The organism is Domibacillus indicus (assembly GCF_000970685.1).
Lineage (GTDB): Bacteria > Bacillota > Bacilli > Bacillales > Domibacillaceae > Domibacillus > Domibacillus indicus.
On the sequence record NZ_LAJB01000014.1, the window covers coordinates 24,670 to 44,947 of the forward strand.

Annotated in this window: 15 protein-coding genes and 1 pseudogene; 13 read left to right on the plus strand and 3 right to left on the minus strand. The window is 43.2% G+C overall.

All coding sequences use genetic code 11. The features are described 5' to 3' along the window. Positions 1 to 5: 5 nt before the first annotated feature. Both VP98_RS14305 and VP98_RS14310 read left to right on the plus strand, forming a co-directional pair. Entirely contained in the window at positions 6 to 458 is a 453-nt protein-coding gene (locus VP98_RS14305; protein WP_046176088.1) for a MarR family winged helix-turn-helix transcriptional regulator, read from the plus strand. Continuing rightward, a complete protein-coding gene (locus VP98_RS14310; protein ID WP_046176089.1) occupies positions 455 to 3,115 on the plus strand; it encodes an MMPL family transporter in 2,661 nt (886 codons plus the stop codon). Before VP98_RS14305 ends, VP98_RS14310 begins: the two co-directional genes overlap by 4 nt. Before the next feature lie 34 nt (positions 3,116 to 3,149). Here VP98_RS14310 and VP98_RS14315 read toward each other — a convergent pair whose 3' ends face one another. Beyond that, a complete protein-coding gene (locus VP98_RS14315) occupies positions 3,150 to 4,043 on the minus strand; it encodes an AraC family transcriptional regulator (protein WP_052712254.1) in 894 nt (297 codons plus the stop codon). Between the two features lie 131 nt (positions 4,044 to 4,174). Here VP98_RS14315 and melA point away from each other — a divergent pair, with 131 nt between their 5' ends. From melA to VP98_RS14360, 8 genes and pseudogenes are all read left to right on the plus strand, one after another. Then, complete coding sequence (melA, locus tag VP98_RS14320) at positions 4,175 to 5,500, plus strand: alpha-glucosidase/alpha-galactosidase (RefSeq protein WP_046176091.1); 1,326 nt, start codon at positions 4,175 to 4,177, stop codon at positions 5,498 to 5,500. 219 nt (positions 5,501 to 5,719) lie between these two features. Further along, positions 5,720 to 6,632 (plus strand): annotated as a pseudogene (locus VP98_RS14330) (aldo/keto reductase). Between the two features lie 415 nt (positions 6,633 to 7,047). Continuing rightward, the gene (locus VP98_RS14335) at positions 7,048 to 8,343 is read left to right on the plus strand and encodes a glycoside hydrolase family 27 protein (protein WP_046176093.1); all 1,296 of its coding nucleotides are present in this window, start codon (positions 7,048 to 7,050) and stop codon (positions 8,341 to 8,343) included. A 125-nt stretch (positions 8,344 to 8,468) separates the two neighbouring features. Continuing rightward, on the plus strand, positions 8,469 to 9,599 hold the full coding sequence (locus VP98_RS14340) for a GntR family transcriptional regulator (protein ID WP_046176094.1): 1,131 nt from the start codon (positions 8,469 to 8,471) through the stop codon (positions 9,597 to 9,599). Positions 9,600 to 9,725: 126 nt separating this feature from the next. Then, positions 9,726 to 10,418 carry an L-ribulose-5-phosphate 4-epimerase gene (gene araD / locus VP98_RS14345; RefSeq protein WP_046176095.1) on the plus strand — a complete coding sequence of 231 codons (693 nt, stop codon included), beginning with the start codon at positions 9,726 to 9,728 and terminating at the stop codon, positions 10,416 to 10,418. A 124-nt stretch (positions 10,419 to 10,542) separates the two neighbouring features. Further along, on the plus strand, positions 10,543 to 12,177 hold the full coding sequence (locus VP98_RS14350; RefSeq protein ID WP_046176096.1) for a xylulokinase: 1,635 nt from the start codon (positions 10,543 to 10,545) through the stop codon (positions 12,175 to 12,177). A gap of 52 nt (positions 12,178 to 12,229) precedes the next feature. Further along, positions 12,230 to 13,702, plus strand: a complete 1,473-nt coding sequence (gene araA / locus VP98_RS14355; protein WP_046176097.1) for an L-arabinose isomerase — start codon at positions 12,230 to 12,232, stop codon at positions 13,700 to 13,702. Positions 13,703 to 13,763: 61 nt separating this feature from the next. After that, complete coding sequence (locus VP98_RS14360) at positions 13,764 to 14,774, plus strand: aldose epimerase family protein (RefSeq protein WP_046176098.1); 1,011 nt, start codon at positions 13,764 to 13,766, stop codon at positions 14,772 to 14,774. Between the two features lie 60 nt (positions 14,775 to 14,834). Here the strand turns inward: VP98_RS14360 and VP98_RS14365 are convergent, their stop codons facing one another. After that, entirely contained in the window at positions 14,835 to 15,737 is a 903-nt protein-coding gene (locus VP98_RS14365; protein ID WP_046176099.1) for an ArsR/SmtB family transcription factor, read from the minus strand. A gap of 455 nt (positions 15,738 to 16,192) precedes the next feature. Continuing rightward, entirely contained in the window at positions 16,193 to 16,783 is a 591-nt protein-coding gene (locus VP98_RS19455) for a YesL family protein (protein WP_046176100.1), read from the minus strand. A 228-nt stretch (positions 16,784 to 17,011) separates the two neighbouring features. Here VP98_RS19455 and VP98_RS14375 point away from each other — a divergent pair, with 228 nt between their 5' ends. The 3 genes from VP98_RS14375 to VP98_RS14385 all read left to right on the plus strand — a co-directional run bounded on the left by VP98_RS14375 (position 17,012) and on the right by VP98_RS14385 (position 20,276). Then, positions 17,012 to 18,367, plus strand: coding sequence for an ABC transporter substrate-binding protein (locus tag VP98_RS14375; RefSeq protein WP_046176101.1), 1,356 nt, complete (start codon positions 17,012 to 17,014; stop codon positions 18,365 to 18,367). Positions 18,368 to 18,469: 102 nt separating this feature from the next. Beyond that, positions 18,470 to 19,363, plus strand: coding sequence for a carbohydrate ABC transporter permease (locus tag VP98_RS14380; RefSeq protein ID WP_046176102.1), 894 nt, complete (start codon positions 18,470 to 18,472; stop codon positions 19,361 to 19,363). Between the two features lie 28 nt (positions 19,364 to 19,391). After that, complete coding sequence (locus VP98_RS14385) at positions 19,392 to 20,276, plus strand: carbohydrate ABC transporter permease (protein ID WP_046176103.1); 885 nt, start codon at positions 19,392 to 19,394, stop codon at positions 20,274 to 20,276. Positions 20,277 to 20,278 lie beyond the last annotated feature (2 nt).

The window sequence follows — 20,278 nt, forward strand, 5'->3', positions numbered from 1 at the left end:
CGATTGTGGAAAAACAGCTGCAGGAAGCAGTTGAGTTATTTGAAGAAGTAATGGTTTATGGAACGGAGAGAGTACTCAAATCGATCGATGATCCGATTATCCATGAGTTTTCCCCGGAACAAATTCAAATGATGAAAATTATCGGCAAGCACGGTTCCATTACGGCAGGCAGCCTGGCGGTCATGCAGGGTGTCCATAAAAGTGCTATCTCGAATCGGCTGAAAAAGCTGGAGGAAAAAGGACTTATCCAAATCGTGAAATCAGAAGGCGACCAGCGGACGAAATGGATAAAGCTTACGAATGAAGGTATTGCATTCGTTGAAAAAGCAAAAGCAATTTTGTCAGACTTTATTACCGCGCTCCTCTCGGATCATGTTGATGAAAAAGAAGTAGAGCAGTTTGTAAAGACATTTCGCAAGTTAAAAGAAATTTTGAAATTAGGTGAGGAAAATCAATGAGAAAAATTATTCAATGGCGCTGGCCTATTTTCATCGGCCTGATTATTTTAACAGCTGCCCTGTTTGTGCTGGCCCCTAATTTATCAGAGCAGGCGGAAGAAGCCGGCTCGTTCCAGCTCCCGGCTGATACAGATTCTCAGCGGGCAGCCGATATTCTAGAAAAAGCAGGGGCAAGCGAAGAAACCATCTCGCTTGTTTATTCATTGGATAAGCCGCTTGATGACAATGCCCGCCAGTCTATCGCTGACAGCATAGCAGACTTGCAAAAGATCGGTGAGCCGGTAACGGGTGTACTAAATCCATTTGAAAGCGAAGAGATGAAAAGCCAGCTTGTGTCCGAAGATGAAAAAACCGTGCTGGTTCCCGTAACGGTGGAGGGCACACAGGAAGAAATCAATAAGCTTGCGGATGATATTCGTTCAGACATACTGGCGGATAATGATTTGACGGTTTATGTTACAGGGGAAGCTATTATTAATAACGACGTAAATGTCAGTTCGCAGGAAGGCTTGAAAAGAACGGAGCTTATTACAGTTGCATTGATTTTCGTGCTGCTCCTGGCAGTCTTCCGTTCTATTATAACGCCGCTTATTCCTCTTGCGGCAGTTGGGTTTACGTACCTGCTCAGCCAGTCGCTCGTAGCTTTTTTTATTGACTGGTTCGATTTTCCAGTTTCCAATTACACTCAGATCTTTCTTGTAGCTGTACTGTTTGGAATTGGGACGGATTACTGTATATTGCTGCTCAGCCGGTATAAAGAGGAGTTACAGGTCGGGCATTCTGTGGAGGATTCCATTGTCAATACTTATAAAACAGCCGGGCGTACCCTGCTGATCAGTGGTATTGCAGTCTTTATCGGTTTTTCCGCTATTGGCTTTGCTGATTTTCCGATTTTCAAATCAGCAGTGGGTGTGGCGGTAGGAATTGCCGTTTTACTGATCGTGCTGTTTACACTCGTTCCTTTTTTTATGGCGGTATTAAAAGAAAAGCTGTTCTGGCCGTCTAAAAAGTCAGCTTCTCACAATGACAGCAGGCTGTGGGCCTGGTTCAGCCGTTTATCGGTGAAGCGTCCGCTTCTTTCCATGCTTGCTGTCGCTTTAATAACGGTTCCGCTTTTATTTACCTATGAGGGGAAACTATCATTTAATACAGTAGATGAGATTGGCAGCAGCTATGAATCTGTAAAAGGGCTTGACGCAATTTCGGAAGGGTTCGGAAAAGGAGATTCATTGCCTGTCAACGTTATTATCAGTGGAGAAAGTGATCTTGTAACGGAAGAAACGGTGCCGTACGTAGAATCGGTCAGCCAGGAGCTTTTAAAAATAGAGGGAGTAGAAACAGTTCGGACACTTACACGCCCGACAGGAGAAGCAATTGATGATCTTTACGTTGATAAACAGCTTGGCCTGCTGGCAGATGGTCTTGTAGAAGCGCGCGATGGCCTGATTGAAGTGCAGGATGGATTGGCAGATATCCAAAATGGACTGACGCAGGCAGGAGGGCAGCTTCCATCGGGGAGTGAAGCGTCGTCAGGTGCACAGGGGCTGCAGCAGGCAGCTGATGGAATCGGGCAGACCAATGAACAGCTTGGCCTTATCGCAGGCGGCATTCAGCAGTCTGGCAGCACTGAACAGGCAGCTGCTCAGATCAGTGCTGTTCAGCAGCAGCTTACCCAAATCGGCCAGGGAGTCAATACGGCGGCTGAAGAGCTTGAAGGAACAGCCGGACAGGTTGGAGAGCTTGGCGGAGGACTGGAGCAGCTGGCCGGCGGTATTGGCGAAGCGAGCGAGGGTCTTGGTGAGATTGCCGGCGGATTAACAAGCGCGGCACAAACAACACGCGCAATGAGCGAGTCGAAAAGTGTCAGAGATACAGGGATGTATATTCCAGATGGCACACTTGAAAAAGAAGACTTTGCCGATCTGCTGGAGCGCTACACAATCGACGGGCAAAAAGGAATCAAGCTGGAAGTTGTCTTAACAGAAGACCCGTATTCTCCAGAAGCTATTAACATTGTAGAAGAAGTAAAGGAGACGGCAGAAAAAGCAGTGACAGGTACGCCGTTTGAGCAATCAGACCTTTCGTATAGCGGCATTTCAAGTGTAAACAGTGATTTGAAAACAATATCGTCTGATGACTTTACGCGAACTGTAGTCATTATGCTTACCAGCTTATTCGTGGTGCTCGCGCTGTTGTTCCGTTCCCTGGTCATGCCGCTTTACATGATTGGTTCATTACTCTTGACATACTATACATCGGTCGCTGCAGCGGAATTAATTTTCGTGAATGGGCTTGGGTATGACGGCGTAAGCTGGGCGGTTCCGTTCTTTGGTTTTGTTATGCTTGTTGCGCTTGGCATTGATTATTCCATTTTCCTGCTTGACCGTTTCCGGGAAGAAGCAAGTGACGGAGTGAGTGTTCAGCAGGCAATGACAATATCTATGGCAAAAATGGGCACCGTCATTATTACGGCGGCTATTATTCTGGCCGGCACATTTGGCGCGATGATGCCCTCCGGTGTCCTCAGCCTCGTGCAAATCGCAACAATTGTTATCACAGGCCTCCTGTTATATGGCTTGATTGTATTGCCATTGCTTATCCCGGCAATAACAGTTTCGTTTAATCAAGGCGTCTGGTGGCCATTTAAGCGAAAATAAAAAAAGCTGCTTCGCGTTGTGCGAGGCAGCTTTTTTAATTAATAATAATATGCTGAAAGTCGTTCATTTTCTTATCTTTCCGAAAGCTGTCAGCGGACATCCCGATCATTTTTTTAAATACCTTGCTGAAGTAATTCGCATTGTCATACCCTGTTTCAACCGCAATTTCATGGATGGTTTTATTTGTTGTAGAGAGAAGTTCCATCGCTTTTTGCATTCGTATTTTTGCTAAAAATTGAATGGGCGTTGTTTTCATATATTTTTGGAATTTATTTGTAAAATAATGTTTGGACAATCCAGCATGACCCGCAATCTCGTCCAGTGACAGAGGCTCATGATAGTGCGCTGTCATAAACTGGATGGACATGCGGATATCATCCGGCATATCGGTTTTAACATAATCGATCCCCTTTGAAAACCGGTAAAGGCCCATTATAAATTCATATGCATAAGCGGAGGAAGTGAAGGTATCCTCAATCCCTTCTTTAACTGCAAATTGATAAATTTTCTGCAAAAGAAAAATTAACGGCCCCGCATTCTCCAAAGCGATTCTGAAACCAAATTGCTTAATTAAATAATCCCAGCACTCCTCTGCTTTTGTTCCCTCCAGTGTAATGAACAGAAATTCCCACTCCGTACTTTCCTTCGGCAGGTAATAGCGGTGGTTACTTGGCACTTTTGCTATAAAAGCTTCACCAGGACGTACAGGTAATGTTTGTTCGTCTGCTTGAATTTCTCCATAGCCGTTCAGTGTGTACTGGAAGATATACGTATTCAAATCGTTTTTTCGCATTCGGCCATCCCAGCAGTAACTCGTTGATGTCCGTTTTTCAAAGCCGATCGAAACAATCCGGGCGGCTTCAGTGAGCGGTTCTTTAGAATGATGATAAGCAAAACTATGATATGAATCATCTGGCAAAGAAAACAATATTTTACCCTCTTTTCCGCGTTTATTTACCATTGTTGTATTTTTGAAAGCGTTATATTATCAGTTTATTAAAGCTACATTAATTAACTTTTACTAAAAATTCAATACAAAATTCGAATGGAGGCCAGGAAATGAAAAAAATTACGTTTATCGGTGCGGGGAGCACGATTTTTACAAAAAATGTGTTAGGAGACTGCATGCTGTCTCCCGCTCTTCAAGGCTTTGAGTTTGCTCTTTTTGATATTGATGCCGGCCGCTTGTCTGAATCAGAAGTACTGTTAAAAGCATTAAAAAACACCTTGAATGCTTGTGTCACTATTAAGACATATACGGACCGGAGAGAAGCATTAACGGACGCAGAATATGTAATTAACGCCATTCAAGTCGGCGGCTATAAACCAAGTACTGTCATTGATTTTGAGATTCCGAAAAAGTATGGACTCCGCCAGACCATTGCCGATACAGTTGGAATCGGCGGATTATTCCGGGCGCTGCGCACGATCCCGGTGATGCTCGACATTGCAAAGGATATGGAGGAGGTCTGCCCGGACGCCTGGCTTCTTAATTACACCAATCCAATGGCTTCATTAACTGGAGCAGTTTCCCGTTATACAAATGTGAAAATGGTTGGCTTGTGTCATAGCGTGCAGGTATGTACAAAGGATCTTCTGAGAGATCTTGAAATTCCATATGAAAATATTGAAGAGCGGATTGCCGGTATTAACCATATGGCCTGGCTGCTTGAGATCAAATCTGATGGGAAAGACTTATATCCCGAAATTAAAAGAAAAGCGAAAGAAAAGCAGAAAACGGAGCATCATGATATGGTCCGTTATGAGCTGATGGATAAATTCGGCTTTTATGTGACAGAATCCTCTGAGCATAATGCAGAGTACCATCCATTCTTTATTAAAGAGAAATATCCGGAACTGATTGAACGCTTTAATATTCCGCTCGATGAGTATCCGCGCCGCTGCGAGGAGCAAATCAATAACTGGCTGAAAACGAAAGAAGAACTCATGAATGACCAGAACATAACACATGCACGCTCTCATGAATATGGATCTCGCATTATTGAAGCGATGGAAACGAATCAACCGTTTGTATTCGGAGGAAATGTGCTGAATACCGGCGGCCTTATTTCCAACCTGCCGGAGAAAGCCGTTGTTGAAGTGCCGTGCATCGCGAACCGAAATGGGATTACTCCGGCGTACATGGGCGAGCTTCCTGAGCAGCTGGCGGCCTTAAACCGCTCGAATATTAACACTCAGCTACTAACGATTGAAGCGGCAATGACCCGGTCGAGAGAAAAAATTTACCAGGCGGCCATGCTGGATCCGCATACTGCAGCTGAATTGTCGATGGATGATATTATCAGCCTTTGTGATGAATTAATTGAGGCGCATGGAGATATGCTGCCAGAATATAAATCTGAAAAAGAAGCGGCCAGAATTTAAAAAAAGAGAAAGGAGCATACTTGTTGTTGAAAAAGAACAAACGGGTTTTTTACAGACCGTGCATTTACAGCTGGTAAACGGCCTGGAAGCAGATGTTTGCACACAGTTCGGAGCCCTGTTTCAAACAGGGCTTTTCATTTTTAAAATCTCAAAAATTGCTGGAGAGATTCGAGTGTATTAAACTAATTGTATCCGTTTACAGAGAACAGGAGGGGTAGGATGAAATACCGTATACTTGGTAAAACAGGCTTGAATGTATCTGTAGTGGGAATCGGCACATGGCAATATGGAGGAGAATGGGGAAAAGACTTTGAGCAAAAAGAAGTCGATGCCATCTTATACAAAGCAAAAGAGCTGGGCATTAACTTTATTGATACTGCTGAATGCTATGGTGACCACTTGTCTGAGTCACTAATTGGACAAGCGATCCAGAAAGAGCGTGAGGAATGGATTGTTGCTACAAAATTTGGCCATCAATTTCATGGGAATTTTGAGAGAAGCAGCCACTGGTCGGCCGAAGCGGTCGTAAAGCAGCTGGATGCGTCTTTAAAGGCGCTTCAAACAGATTATATAGATCTATATCAATTCCATTCCGGAAGCGACGAAGCCTTTGACAATGATGATCTTTGGACGGAGCTTGACAAGCAGGTAAAAGCGGGCAAGGTACGCCAACCTTGGCATTTCGATTGGCAGCAACGCAAACATTCATCAGACAAGCAGGGCGGGCGATGTGAACGCAGAAGTGATTCAGGTTGTTTACAACCGCCTTGACCGTGTGCCGGAAGAAGAAGTCTTGCCTTCCTGTGAAAAACAAAACCTTGGAGTATTGGCCCGCGTGCCGCTGGCAAGCGGATTTTTAAGCGGCAAATATAAACCGGGTGCTGTATTTGGCGAAAATGACGTCCGTCATAATCGAGATAAACAAGAACAGGAAAGAATCCTGAAGCTGGTTGAACAAATTCAGCAAGAGGAAGTACCTACGGATGTTAATATGGCTGAATGGGCACTTGCCTGGTGTTTAAGGCATCCAGCTGTCACAAGTGTAATTCCTGGCTGTAAAAATATTGAGCAGGTGGAATCAAATGCGAGAGCAGCTGAGCTGGTAAGAGATGATCGCCCGCAGGCTGAATAATAGGCAGGGAAAAAGTAAACACTGCCGCTGAAACATCACCTTTCTAGTGTAAACTTTTTGTTTTTTAACGTTAGTAACAAGCCTTTCCTAAAAGCCATTTCTGCTGGCTTTTAGGAAAGGCTCTGATCAGAAGAACTGCCCTCGCAGACAATTCATTCAGCTATCAGCCTCTTAAAAGAGGTATCCCGCCAATTAACATTAAAATAAACTTACCTTATTGAAACAACCTTTTCTTTTACCCTCTTTCAAATATAGAAGTATTCCCTCTTATTATAAAACACTTGAAAACAAGATGGACAGTTATAGACAGGCCGGACAATGAGATGGTAGTATAAATTCACATTATTTTAAATAACTTTTTATGGAATTGGAATTCATTCGTACATGTTTACTTAACGAAAGGCTGGCGAAGCAAATGAAGCATCATCAATATGCATTGACACCACCAATGGGATGGAACAGCTGGGATTGTTACGGAGCGACAGTAACAGAGGATGAAGTAAAAGGAAACGCGGATTATATGGCCGAGTATTTAAAAGAATATGGCTGGGAGTATGTAGTCGTAGATATTCAGTGGTCGGAGCCAGGAGCTGTTTCGTCTGCTTACCGCCCGTTTGTGCCATTGGAAATGGATGAATATTCGAGGCTCATTCCGGCCGAAAACCGGTTTCCTTCTGCAAAAGGCGGAAAGGGGTTTAAGCCTCTGGCTGCTTACATCCATCAGTTAGGATTGAAGTTTGGCATTCATATTATGCGGGGAATTCCCCGGCAGGCAGTTCACCAAAACACAGCCCTGCTGGGGACGAATGTGCGGGCGCGGGATATTGCCAAGCCAAACTCGATCTGTCCGTGGAATACAGATATGTACGGCGTCGATATTACAAAAGAAGGAGCGCAGGAATACTATAACTCTATATTCCGGCTTTATGCGGAATGGGAAGTGGACTTTGTAAAAGTAGACGATATTGCAGACTCCAGGTTATATGGCGCCCATCTAGATGAAATAAAGATGATTCGGAAAGCGATTGATCAATGCGGGCGTCCAATGGTATTGAGTCTTTCTCCGGGGCCGGCTTCTTTGGAACACGCGAGTTTCCTGGAAGAACATGCAAACATGTGGCGGATGACAGATGATTTTTGGGACATCTGGGATCATTTACACGCCATGTTTGAGCGGTGCTACAAATGGAGCAAAAACAGCGGGCCGGGCTTTTGGCCGGATGCTGATATGCTGCCGCTGGGGCATATCGGCATCCGGTCCGTTGATGGAGGGGCAAACGACCGGTTCACAAGATTTACAAAAGAAGAGCAAAGAACGATGATGACATTATGGGCCATTTCCCGCTCTCCTTTAATGTTTGGCGGTGAACTGCGTGACAACGATGACTGGACACTATCATTAATAACAAACAAAAAGGTGCTTGAAATGCATAAAAGCAGCCATAGTGCACGCCAGGTAATAAGAACGGATGCCGGACAGGTGATATGGAAAGCGGAAGGGAACCATAAAGTGTATGTGGCTCTGTTTAATATCGGGGAAGAAATGCAAAATGTCGGTGTGCACTTAAGTGAGCTGGATTTGAGTGCGGAAAATCATTCACTGGCAGTAACAGATATATGGAAAGATGAACAAATAAAGCTGCAGGATGGTGAAATTTGCTGCAAATTATCCCCTCATTCATGCAAGCTGCTGGAATTCACCCATCAGTAAACGGATCACAAAATAGCTGCTTCTTCCAGGAAAACGTATAAAATAATCTGTTTCCGATGCGCAAGTATGCTAATATATACGTATAAGTCAGCATGGAGAGAAGCAGAATAAACTGGGGTGATCCATTGGAAACAAAACACAGCATGGTTAAAAAGGCGATTCAGTCGCGTATTTTAGACGGCACTTTCTTGCCGCATCAAAAAATAAGCTCGGAAAGTGAACTGATGAAAGAATTCGGTGTAAGCCGCCATACAGTCCGGCTTGCACTGGGTGATTTGGTCAGCAAAGGCTGGCTGTACCGTGAGCAGGGTGCCGGCACATTTTGTGCTGACCGCCAGGCGAATGGAGCTGTGGCTGGTCCAGGCGGGCAAAAAAACATTGCGTTAATTACAACCTATATTTCAGATTATATTTTTCCGTCTATTATTCGGGGGGCGGAATCAATACTTAGTGAACACGGCTACCATGTTACGCTGTTCAGCACAAACAATAATCACGAAACCGAAAAAGAAATCCTGGAGAAAATATTGGCCGGTTCTTTCGAAGGTGTTATTGTGGAGCCGACAAAGAGCGCCTTCAGCAACCCGAATATTAACTATTATTTAAACCTGGAGCGGCAAAACGTCCCGTACGTTATGATTAATGCTTATTATGATGAGCTGGAACCTCTGTATGTGGCCATCGATGACGAAAAAGGCGGCTTTTTGCAGACGGAATTTTTAATCAAACAGGGCTGCCGCAATATTGCCGGCTTTTTTAAGACAGATGACATTCAGGGTGTCAAGCGCATGAAAGGTTTTTTGAAAGCCCACCGAAAGTATCGGATTCCGATTGAGCCCCAAAATATTATCACGTATTACACAGAAGAAAAAGAAAGCAAGCCGGCTCACGAATTGCAGCAGCTGCTGGCGCTTCCGGAAAAAGCTGTGCCTGACTCGCTTGTCTGTTACAACGACCAGCTGGCGCTGAGCCTGCTGAATATTTTGCGTGAAAAAAATCTCCGGGTCCCGGAAGATATAGCAATAGTGGGCTATGATGATTCATTTTTAGCAGATATATCTGAAGTAAAGCTGACAACTGTTAAACATCCGAAAAGTGATCTTGGCCGTGAAGCGGCAAGGCTGGTGATAGAACTTATTGAGGGGCGCAAAGGCGCAGCAGCGAAAAAAGAATCCATGCAGGAGCCCATTATTTTTAAACCGGATCTTCACATAAGATCATCTGTAAAAGCAATAGAAGAAGCTCATAAACAATAACCTGTTTATGAGCTTTTTTTAAGTTATTGAAAAAATATCATAAAATGTATTGATTATGCGTACATATTGTACTATTATTTATTTAAGAAAATAGATATACGTACAAGTTAGATAAGGAGGCTTTTTATGCTGGAGCAATTAAAGCAGGAAGTTCTTGAAGCAAACCTCGCTCTTCCTAAACACGGGCTTGTTACTTTTACTTGGGGTAATGTAAGCGGTTTCGATGAAAATGAAAAGCTGGTAGTCATTAAACCAAGCGGGGTGGCATATGACAAGCTGACAGCGGACGATATGGTTGTGGTTGACCTGGAAGGAAATATCGTGGAGGGACGTTTAAAACCATCTTCTGATACGGCGACTCATTTAATTTTATATAAAAATTTTCCGGGGATTGGCGGAGTTGTTCATACGCATTCACCGTGGGCGACAAGCTGGGCACAGGCTGGGCGTCCAATTCCGGCTCTTGGTACAACACACGCCGACTATTACTACGGAGAAGTGCCATGTACACGCCCATTGACGCAGGACGAAATTGAAAGAGGCTATGAAGCGGAGACGGGGAACGTCATCGTCGAAACGTTTGCCCACACTGATCCTCAGGCGATGCCGGGAGTGCTGGTTTATGGGCATGCACCATTTAACTGGGGGAAGGATCCGAAGGAAGCGGTTCATAATGCCGTTGTCCTGGAAGAAGTCGCTAAAATGGGCTTACATACATTTCAGCTCAATCCTGCTATTCAGCCGATTGACCAGTTCCTGCTGGATAAACATTACTTGCGAAAGCATGGAGCAAACGCTTATTACGGGCAAAAAGGATAAAACGATTATAACGTCGCTGACAAGGGGCTTCAGGGTTAAGGTCAATACTTTATCTTACACGCCCTTCAGCACTGTCGAATTTTAATAAGGGATTATACATTATCGATCAAAAGGAAGTGGCTGAATGACTAACAAGCTGAATTCAATAAAAGCTGATATTACCAGCAGTCGAACGGCTTTAGGTATTGAGTTTGGTTCTACCCGCATCAAGGCAGTTCTGATTGATTCCAACCATTCGCCAATAGCTTCGGGAAGCTATGAGTGGGAGAATCGCCTGGAGAATGGCATATGGACCTATTCTCTTGATGATATTTGGAAGGGTCTTCAAACAAGCTACCAGGAGATGGCTGCTGAAGTAAAAGAAAAGTATGACGTAACCCTTCAGAGAGTAGGCGCTATTGGCTTCAGTGCAATGATGCACGGCTATATGGCATTTAATCAAGAGGGAGAATTACTGGTGCCGTTTCGTACCTGGAGAAACTCGATCACGGAACGAGCAGAAAAAGAATTAACTGCGCTTTTCAATTATAATATTCCGCAAAGGTGGAGCATCGCCCATTTATATCAAGCGATTATAAATGAAGAAAAACATGTGGAAAGCATTGATTTCTTCACAACGCTGGCTGGCTATATCCACTGGAAGCTGACGGGCAGAAAAGTGTTAGGGCTTGGAGATGCTTCCGGTATGTTTCCGATCGATTTGGAAACAAAAAATTACGATACAAAGCTGATTCAAACTTTTGATGATTTGATCCGTGAAAAGAATTACCCGTGGAAATTGGAAGAGATTCTGCCCCAGGCTTTGCCGGCTGGCGATGAGGCCGGCCGATTATCAGAAGAAGGTGCAAAGCTATTAGATGTAAGCGGGAACCTTCAAGCTGGTATTCCGCTTTGTCCTCCAGAAGGCGACGCGGGAACAGGCATGGTCGCAACGAACAGTGTTGCCCGGCGTACTGGAAATGTGTCAGCGGGAACTTCGGTGTTTGCGATGATCGTGCTGGAAAAAGAGTTGAGCAGGGTTTATCCGGAAATCGACCTGGTTACCACGCCTTCTGGAAGCCTCGTTGGTATGGTTCATGCGAACAACTGCTCTTCAGATATTAATGCCTGGGTCAAGCTTTTCCGTGAATTTTCAGAAGTTCTTGGTTTTGAAGTAAATACAGACAAAATGTTTGAAGCTTTATTCAATAAAGCTCTTGAAGGAGACCGGGACTGCGGCGGGCTGTTGTCTTACGGCTATTATTCCGGTGAGAATATCACAGGAATAAAAGAAGGCCGGCCATTATTCGTGCGTTCACCGGAAAGCAATTTCAATCTGGCAAACTTTATGCGTGTACATTTATTTTCGGCACTTGGAACTTTGAAGATTGGAATGGATATTCTATTAAACGAAGAAAATATTCAGATTGATAGAATACTGGGGCATGGAGGCCTGTTTAAGACGAAAGGGGCCGGGCAGAAGATCATGGCCGCAGCTATGAATGCGCCTGTGTCCGTTATGGAAACTGCCGGTGAAGGCGGTGCATGGGGAATTGCCCTGCTTGCAGCCTTTACCGCTAACAAAGAAGGAAATGAATCACTGGAAGAATATCTTGATCAAAAAGTATTCGCCGGAAATGCCGGTGTGGAAGCGGCGCCGGATGAAAAAGACGTTGAAGGCTTTGAAGTCTTTATCGAACGCTATAAACAGGGACTTGCAATCGAGCAGGCAGCGATTGATCATTTAGTCATTCAGAAGAAGGCCGAGCAGCTGGTTTAAAGGGAAACCGGCGGAACAAACACGTTGAAAATAACGCAAGGGAGCGAGAAGGATGTTAACGATAAACAATAAAGAATTTTGGTTTGTAACGGGAAGCCAGCATCTCTACGGAGAAGAAACATTGAAGGAAGTTCAGAAAAACTCCGAGGAGGTTGTAAGCGGATTAAATGAAGGCGATGGGCTTGCTTATCCCATCGTATTTAAAGAAATATTAACAACCTCAGGTGATATTCACCAGCTTATGCAGCAGGCAAACAGTGATGAAAATTGTGCAGGTGTTATTACATGGATGCATACATTTTCACCGGCAAAAATGTGGATTGCCGGCTTAAAAACCTTACAAAAGCCGCTTCTTCATCTTCATACGCAGTTTAACCGTGATATTCCATGGAGCAGTATTGACATGGACTTTATGAACTTAAATCAAGCGGCACACGGGGACCGGGAATATGGATTTATCGGCACACGCATGCAGATCGGCCGCAAAGTAATTGTCGGCCACTGGCAGAATGAATCTGTAAGGAAAGATGTAAGTGACTGGATGAAAATCGCGGCAGCTGTGGCGGAGGGGCCGAATATCCGCGTTGCCCGTTTCGGTGACAATATGAGAAACGTAGCGGTGACAGACGGTGATAAAGTTGAAGCGCAAATTAAATTCGGCTGGGTTGTTGATTATTACGGAATCGGAGACCTTGTCGAAGAAATGAGCGCGATTACAAACGCGCAAATTGATGATGTTTACGAAGAATACAAGCAGCTCTATGATTTTGAAGAAAGTGATGAAACCTGTGCAGCCATCAAGGAACAGGCGCGTATTGAAATTGGACTGCGGTCATTTTTAGAAAAAGGCAATTATACAGCGTTCACAACGAATTTCGAAGACCTTCATGGCATGAAGCAGCTGCCAGGTCTTGCAGTTCAGCGGCTGATGGCAGACGGCTACGGCTTTGCGGGAGAAGGTGACTGGCGGACAGCTGCGCTTCTCCGCATGATGAAAATTGCAGCCGGCAACGAGCAGACATCCTTTATGGAAGACTATACGTATCATTTAGAAGAAGGAAATGAAATGATTCTTGGCTCGCACATGCTTGAAGTGTGCCCGACTGTTGCGGCCACGAAGCCTCGGATTGTTGTTAATCCGCTCTCAATTGGCGGAAAAGAAGATCCGGCACGCCTTGTGTTTGACGGATTAAGTGGACAGGCAGTTAATGCGTCGCTTGTAGAAATGGGCGGACGCTACCGCTTAATCGTCAATGTGGTGGATGCAGTTGAGTCACCGCAGCAAACACCAAACCTTCCAGTCGCAAAAGTGCTCTGGAAGCCGCAGCCATCTTTAAAAACAGCAACGGAATCCTGGATTTATGCGGGCGGCGCCCATCATACAGTTCTTTCTTTTGCGGTGAGCGCTGAGCAGCTGTATGACTTTGCGGAAATGGCTGGCATTGAATGTATCATTATTGACAATGACACAAAAACATCCCAGCTGCGCAATGAGCTAAAGTGGGGAGAAGCAATCTGGAAGTAATTTGTAAAAAGGCTGTCTCATTTATGAGCCGGCCTTTTCTTCTACTAAGGGAGCGGAGAATATGACTGGGAATATAAATGGCAAAAATATTAAAGAGTTTACGCTGAAAAACAAAAATGGCATGGAAGTGTCTTTTATTGATTATGGCTGCATCATTACCAAAATTATTGTGCCAGACCGTGAAGGAAACCGTGAAAACGTCGTACTGGGGTATGGAAGAACCGATCAGTATGCGTACAATCCCTGGTATTTAGGTGCTGTCATTGGCCGCTTTGCCGGCCGGATCGGAGAAGGCTCATTTGAGCTGGGCGGGAAAATGTACACCCTTGAACGCAATGATGGAAACAACCATCTGCACGGCGGACAGGAAGGATTTGACAAAGTCATCTGGCAATCTGAATCCATACCAGGCGGTGTCCGGTTCACCCATGAAAGCCCCGATGGGGAAGGCGGATATCCGGGGAACATAAAGGTTACGGTTACGTACACGCTGAATGATGAAAATGAATTTATTATTCAATATGAAGCTGTATCGGATCAGCCGACTCTTCTAAACCTGACAAACCATACGTATTTTAACTTAAGCGGTAATGTAAAACGGGATATTACCGGTCACCTGCTGCAAATGGACAGCGACCGGTATGCAGAATTAAATGACCAGCTTTTGCCGACCGGCAGGCTCCAGCCAGTTGAAGGCACTGCGTTCGATTTTCGCCGGGGCCAGACTATTCAAGCAGGGGTAAAATCAAATGACCCGCAAAATAAGCTGGCAGGTAAAGGGTACGACCATCCTTTTGTTTTAAACGGGGATGGCGGCATCACTTTATCAGATGAAGAAAGTGGTCGTGTGCTCAGAATAAAAACGGATCAAGAATGTGTTGTATTGTATTCCGGCACGCAGATAACGAATGGCGTACTGCTTGATGGCGGAGAGTCGCGGAAATACGCCGGCCTTTGCCTGGAAACACAGGGACTGCCGGATTCTATTCATCATCCAGGTTTTCCCCAGAATACGATTCAGCCAGGAGAAAACTATGCGTCGCGGACTGTCTACAGGTTCGAAACAAAGTAAGTACTTGCTAAAAAAGCGGATGTCTTTTCGTAAGACATCCGCTTTTTTAATAAAGGTGTTTTAGAGATAATAAAGCTTAAATGCAATATCTTGATTATGATTGCCGAATTTTTTTCCGAAAATAGTTGCGCCTCCTACATGCTCGGCATCCTCTTTCACTTCAAGACAAAAAGTCCATCTGTCGCAGGTTGTGTCCAAATCATCTACTGAGATATCTGACAAAGGATCGCCATCTATATAAGTTCCATGCTTTGTAATGCGAATCGTTTTCAGCAGCCCATACTGGTTTAAATTATGGGGCCACCAGTCAGGCGTGTATTTTCCTCTCGTGTCTGCGAAATCTCCAGGGCTTATCCAGGTGCCTAATTCAATTCCATTCAAGGAGAACGTAATATCCGAAGGCCAGACATCATTAGAAAAAGGAAATTCTGAAGATAATTCCAGGGAAATTTCAAACTGCTGCAATGACTCTCCAGGTTTTAGAAAGTTTGCCGTATTGTATTGAATAAACCCCTGTGTAAACCAGAGAATTTCTGCGTCTACGCGCTGAGGGTCCATAAAATACTGCGGTTCATCTACCGGGCCGATAAAATCTTTTTCCGTTGCGAGGCCGCACGTTGGCTTTACATTAAAGTCTGTATAATGGCCGATTGGTACTGAGGACTCATAGGAAGCAAATGAGTGAAAGATTTTCTTTGGAAAATTGATCTCAATGTGGTCAACCTTTAAGATGGAAATTTTCTGCTGGCCGGACTTTCCGGGGATTTTTTCGGTTCTGATAATCCCTGCAGCTTCTAACTTCTTTATATGCTTGGTCACAATGGGGCTGCTGATTCCCAGTTCTTCCGCTAATTCTTTAATATTCATTTTATTTTTAGACAGCAGCTGGATGATTTTTAAGCGGACCTCGCTTGCCAGTGCTTCATAAACAACAAGCGAGGATTGATCAATTTCTAATTGCATAAGCAATGTCCTTCTTTCTCTGATGTATTTAATTAACATAAATAATAACATAATGATGATTAACTAAAAAATAAAATAATGAAAAAGTTAATTGATTTTAATTAATTATACAATAAAAAAATTAAGTTAACAAATTAATTAATCTTAATAAATAAAAAAAGATTATGTTTATTAAAAAGTTATTGACAGCGTTTTCAGTTGGAATATATAATACTATTAAGTTAACGTATTGTTTTAAAGGATAATTGGTTTGAAAGAAAAAGCTGGTCTACTAAAAACTGGATACACCTTGTAGAGGTTCGGTTGAACAGATAGGAGGAATGGGCAGGGGGCTTATATAGCAGGAAGGGATTTTGATGGAAAGCGTTTTTTCGAAAACCGTGTGGAGCATAAAAAAAGCGCGATTAAATTGATTACCGCGCCAGGTGAAAAAACATTTCTATATACTTTAAAGATTACGTCTCTATTACTCTAGTGAAAGTCTTGTGGCAGATAATGTAGATCAAGTAGGAGCCTGTACTCACGATAAAAAAGAAAGAAAAAGGAACAGCGTACACGGTCAAGGCTGATATAAAAGCAATAGCCAGCAGAGTAACCGTAGTGAAAAGCCGGCCGATCGTGAAGAAAAGAGTGTTTCTAAGCAGCGTTTTTATTGCTCCTTCGTAGTGCGCCATCACCGGAAACAAAAACAAGGTAAAACCTATGAACAAAACAGCGAAGGCGATAAATATAGCAAGGAAAAGCGGCCGCATGTAATGAAAATTCAAAATAGAAAAAAAGTTGAGGTACAGGAAGCCGGCAATAGCGTACAAAAGCAATCCGATAAGGAAACTTTTTTTGAAGTTTTCTTTAAAAAACCGAATGAAAGACCTGTATACTCCAGGGTCTTGATGGATGATCCATTGCCGGATAACACAGTACATGGCAACAGTGGCCGGAACAGCTGTAATGATTGGAAGGCAGAACAAAATCCATAAAATGTTTAGCTGGAAAAGGTTGGTGACTGTTTCTAAGCCATTGAATAATTTGTTTTGATTTTTATTCATTATAATAGACTCCTTTTAGTTGTTCGTATAACTGTTTGTTATTATAGCGCAAAACTATAGTAAAAACATCCTGTTTAAGTATCTTGTCGAGGGAAGCATTGTATATGAACAGCATTAATGTATAAAAAATATTATTGTTTTGATAGGGATGTACGTATAAGTAGAGGCGGATAAGGGGTAAATGCTTCAAGGGCTCATTTATAAAAAAAGAGAAGGAGAGGAAAGTAAATGAAAAACAAGAAGTTCAATATATTGTTTTTAGCTTTGTTCTTAATGATTGGTGCGGTCTTAAGTGGATGCTCGAATGGAGGAAGTGCGAGCGAGGACAGTGGCGGCAAAAAGGAATTAACATTTATGTTCAGAGGACAGCCGCAGGAACAGGCAGCTTATAAGGCGGTTGTAAAGAAATTTGAAGAAGCCAACCCGGACGTTAAAGTAAATATTGTAGTAACAGCTGGTGACCAGTACGATACAAAATTACAGGCGGCGATTGCAGGACGTAAAATTCCAGATGTGTTTTTCTACAATCCAGGACAATTAAAAGCTTATGTGAATTCAAATGTATTAAGAGATATTACAGAATACGTTGAAGGCTCGGAAGGTGTTAATCTAGACGATATTTGGGAAACAGGTGTAGCGAAGTACCAATATGATGGAAAAGAAACTGGAACAGGAGCTATTTACGGTCTTCCAAAAGACCTTGGACCTTTTGCTCTAGGATACAATAAAACAATGTTTGAAAAAGCAGGTATCGCTCTTCCGGATAAAGACAAGCCGATGACATGGGATGAATTTATCAATGTATCAAAACAACTAACGCAAGATACAAATGGTGATGGGAAAATGGATCAGTATGGAACTGGATTCAACGTTAACTGGGCCCTTCAGCCATTTGTTTGGAGTAACGGTGCTGACTTTGTAGATGAAACATACACAAAAGTAACAGTAGATGATCCGAAATTCGTGGAAGCGCTGCAGTACTTTGCAGACATGCAAAATAAATACAAGGTAACACCGTCAATCGGAGAAGCACAATCATTAGACACGTACCAAAGATGGCTTCGTGGACAGCTTGCTTTCTTCCCTGTAGGTCCATGGGATATGGGTACGTTTGAAAAAGAGCTTAAATTTGAATATGATTTAATGCCTTGGCCTGCTGGTTCTACTGGTGAATCTGCTGCATGGATTGGTTCACTTGGAATCGGCGTTTCGAAAACATCTAAAAACCCGGAAGCAGCTGCTGAACTTGCTATGTATCTATCAGCTGACCAGGAAGGCCAGCAAGCCCTTATTGACCAGCGTGTTCAAATTCCAAACTCTGTGAAAGTAGCGGAAGAATGGGCAGCGGATACATCAATTGTTCCGGAAAACAAACAAGAATTCCTTGATATTATTAATGACTACGGCCGCAGCCACTCAACAGACTTTACTTATAACGGTGAATGGCTCGATTACTTCTTCGCCAATGTTCAGCCGGTACTCGATGGCAAGAAAACAGCGGCAGAGTATACAAAAGAAGTACAGCCAAAGATGCAGGAACTGCTTGATAAAGCAGTTAAGCAAGAAGAGCAGTCAAAAAAATAAGGCTTAAAAATTTTAAAAAAGGTGCCAGTTCAGTGCAATCTGTAACAACTGGCACTCTTTTATTCATACGCAGATAAAATCTGCTAAACGGAGGTGCCTAATATGAAAGCAGAAAAATCAAAACTGTATAGAAAAGAAGGACTGTATGGTTATCTTTTTATTGCAGCGCCTGTTATTGGTTTTTTGATATTTTCAATGATTCCGGTAGCGTATTCTTCTTACGCAGCTTTTACAGACTGGGACGGCCTTAGTCAAATGAATTTTATCGGATTGGAAAACTTTAAAGCCTTACTTCACGACGAATATTTTCATAAAGCTATGTTTAACACAATCTTTCTTATGATAGGGATTCCAATTGGTATTATCCTGTCGCTTCTCCTGGCAATGGGATTAAACCGGGGGATATGGGCGACCAGCACATTCCGCGTTATTTATTATATTCCGGTAATCTCCTCCATTGCCGCTATTGCAATTTTGTGGCAGTGGGCATTTAACGGCGATTATGGGCTTATTAATCAATTTCTTGGTTATTTCGGAATTGAAGGACCAAACTGGCTGTCAGATAAAGACACTGTGAAACCGGGTCTTATTCTCATGACTGTGTGGAAAGGCCTTGGCTATACTATGCTCCTGTATTTGGCTGCTATTCAGAGTGTTCCGAAAACCTATTACGAAGCGGCAAAATTGGATGGAGCAAACGCTTTTCAAATTTTCCGCCATATTACTTTGCCAATGGTCAAGCCAGTGACGTTCTTTATCGTTGTTACGTCTATTATTGGGGGTGCGCAAGTATTTACAGAAATCAACATTATGACTCCAACCGGCGGTCCGGAATATTCTTCCGCTACAGTCGTATTTTACATCTGGGAGAAAGCTTTCGGTAATTTCCAGCTGGGCTATGCATCGGCTATGGCAATGGTGCTTGGGATTTTTATTTTCGTAGTTACATTAATTCAATTTAAAATCAATGAAAAAACATCTTATGATATGGATTAATTAACATCAGAGAGGAGAAGTGACAAAGATGGAGGCAACTTTTGCAAAGAACAAGGAAAAAGTAAAACATACCTCTGAAAGAAAAACAAAGCGGATAGCTGACATCGTGATCTTTGCCCTCCTTAGCGTCGGTGCATTTATCATGGTGGCACCGCTTCTATGGATGGTTACAACTTCTTTAAAAGAACGGGAAGATGTTTTTGCTATTCCACCAACGTGGATACCAGATCCGATTCAATTTACAAAGTACTTTGAAATATGGGAAAAGGGTCCTCTCTTAAGCGGGATTACCAACAGTTTAACAGTAGCTCTGTCTGTTACGATCATCGGAACATTTACTTCCAGCCTGGCGGCATTCGCGTTTTCAAAGTTACGGTTTAAATGGAAAAACCAGCTGTTCCTGCTTCTTCTTGCTTCTATGATGATTCCTTATCCTGTGGTGATGATTCCACAGTTTATCATCTTTTCAAACATCGGCTGGGTTGATACATTGCTTCCTTTAATTGTCCCAGGTCTTTTCGGCAATGTTATAATGATTTTCTTTATAAGACAGTACTTAACGAGTATTCCGAACGCTATTATTGAAGCGGCTAAAATTGATGGATGCTCATACTTTCAAATCTACTACCGTATTGTTTTGCCGCTGATCAAGCCGGCGATCGCTGCACAGTTTATCTTATGGTTTATGGCAATTTGGAATGACTACTTGGCGCCTATTCTTTATTTGAATTCGCCTGAAAGACAAACACTCCAGCTTGTAATCGCAAACTTTAATGCGTCGTATGCTATTCAAAGTGATTATCCGCTTATTATGGCTGCGTCTGTAGTAGCTCTTTTGCCAATGCTGATTGTATTTATTATATTCCAGAAACAAATCATCGAATCGGTTGCAATTTCCGGTGTGAAAGGCTAAGT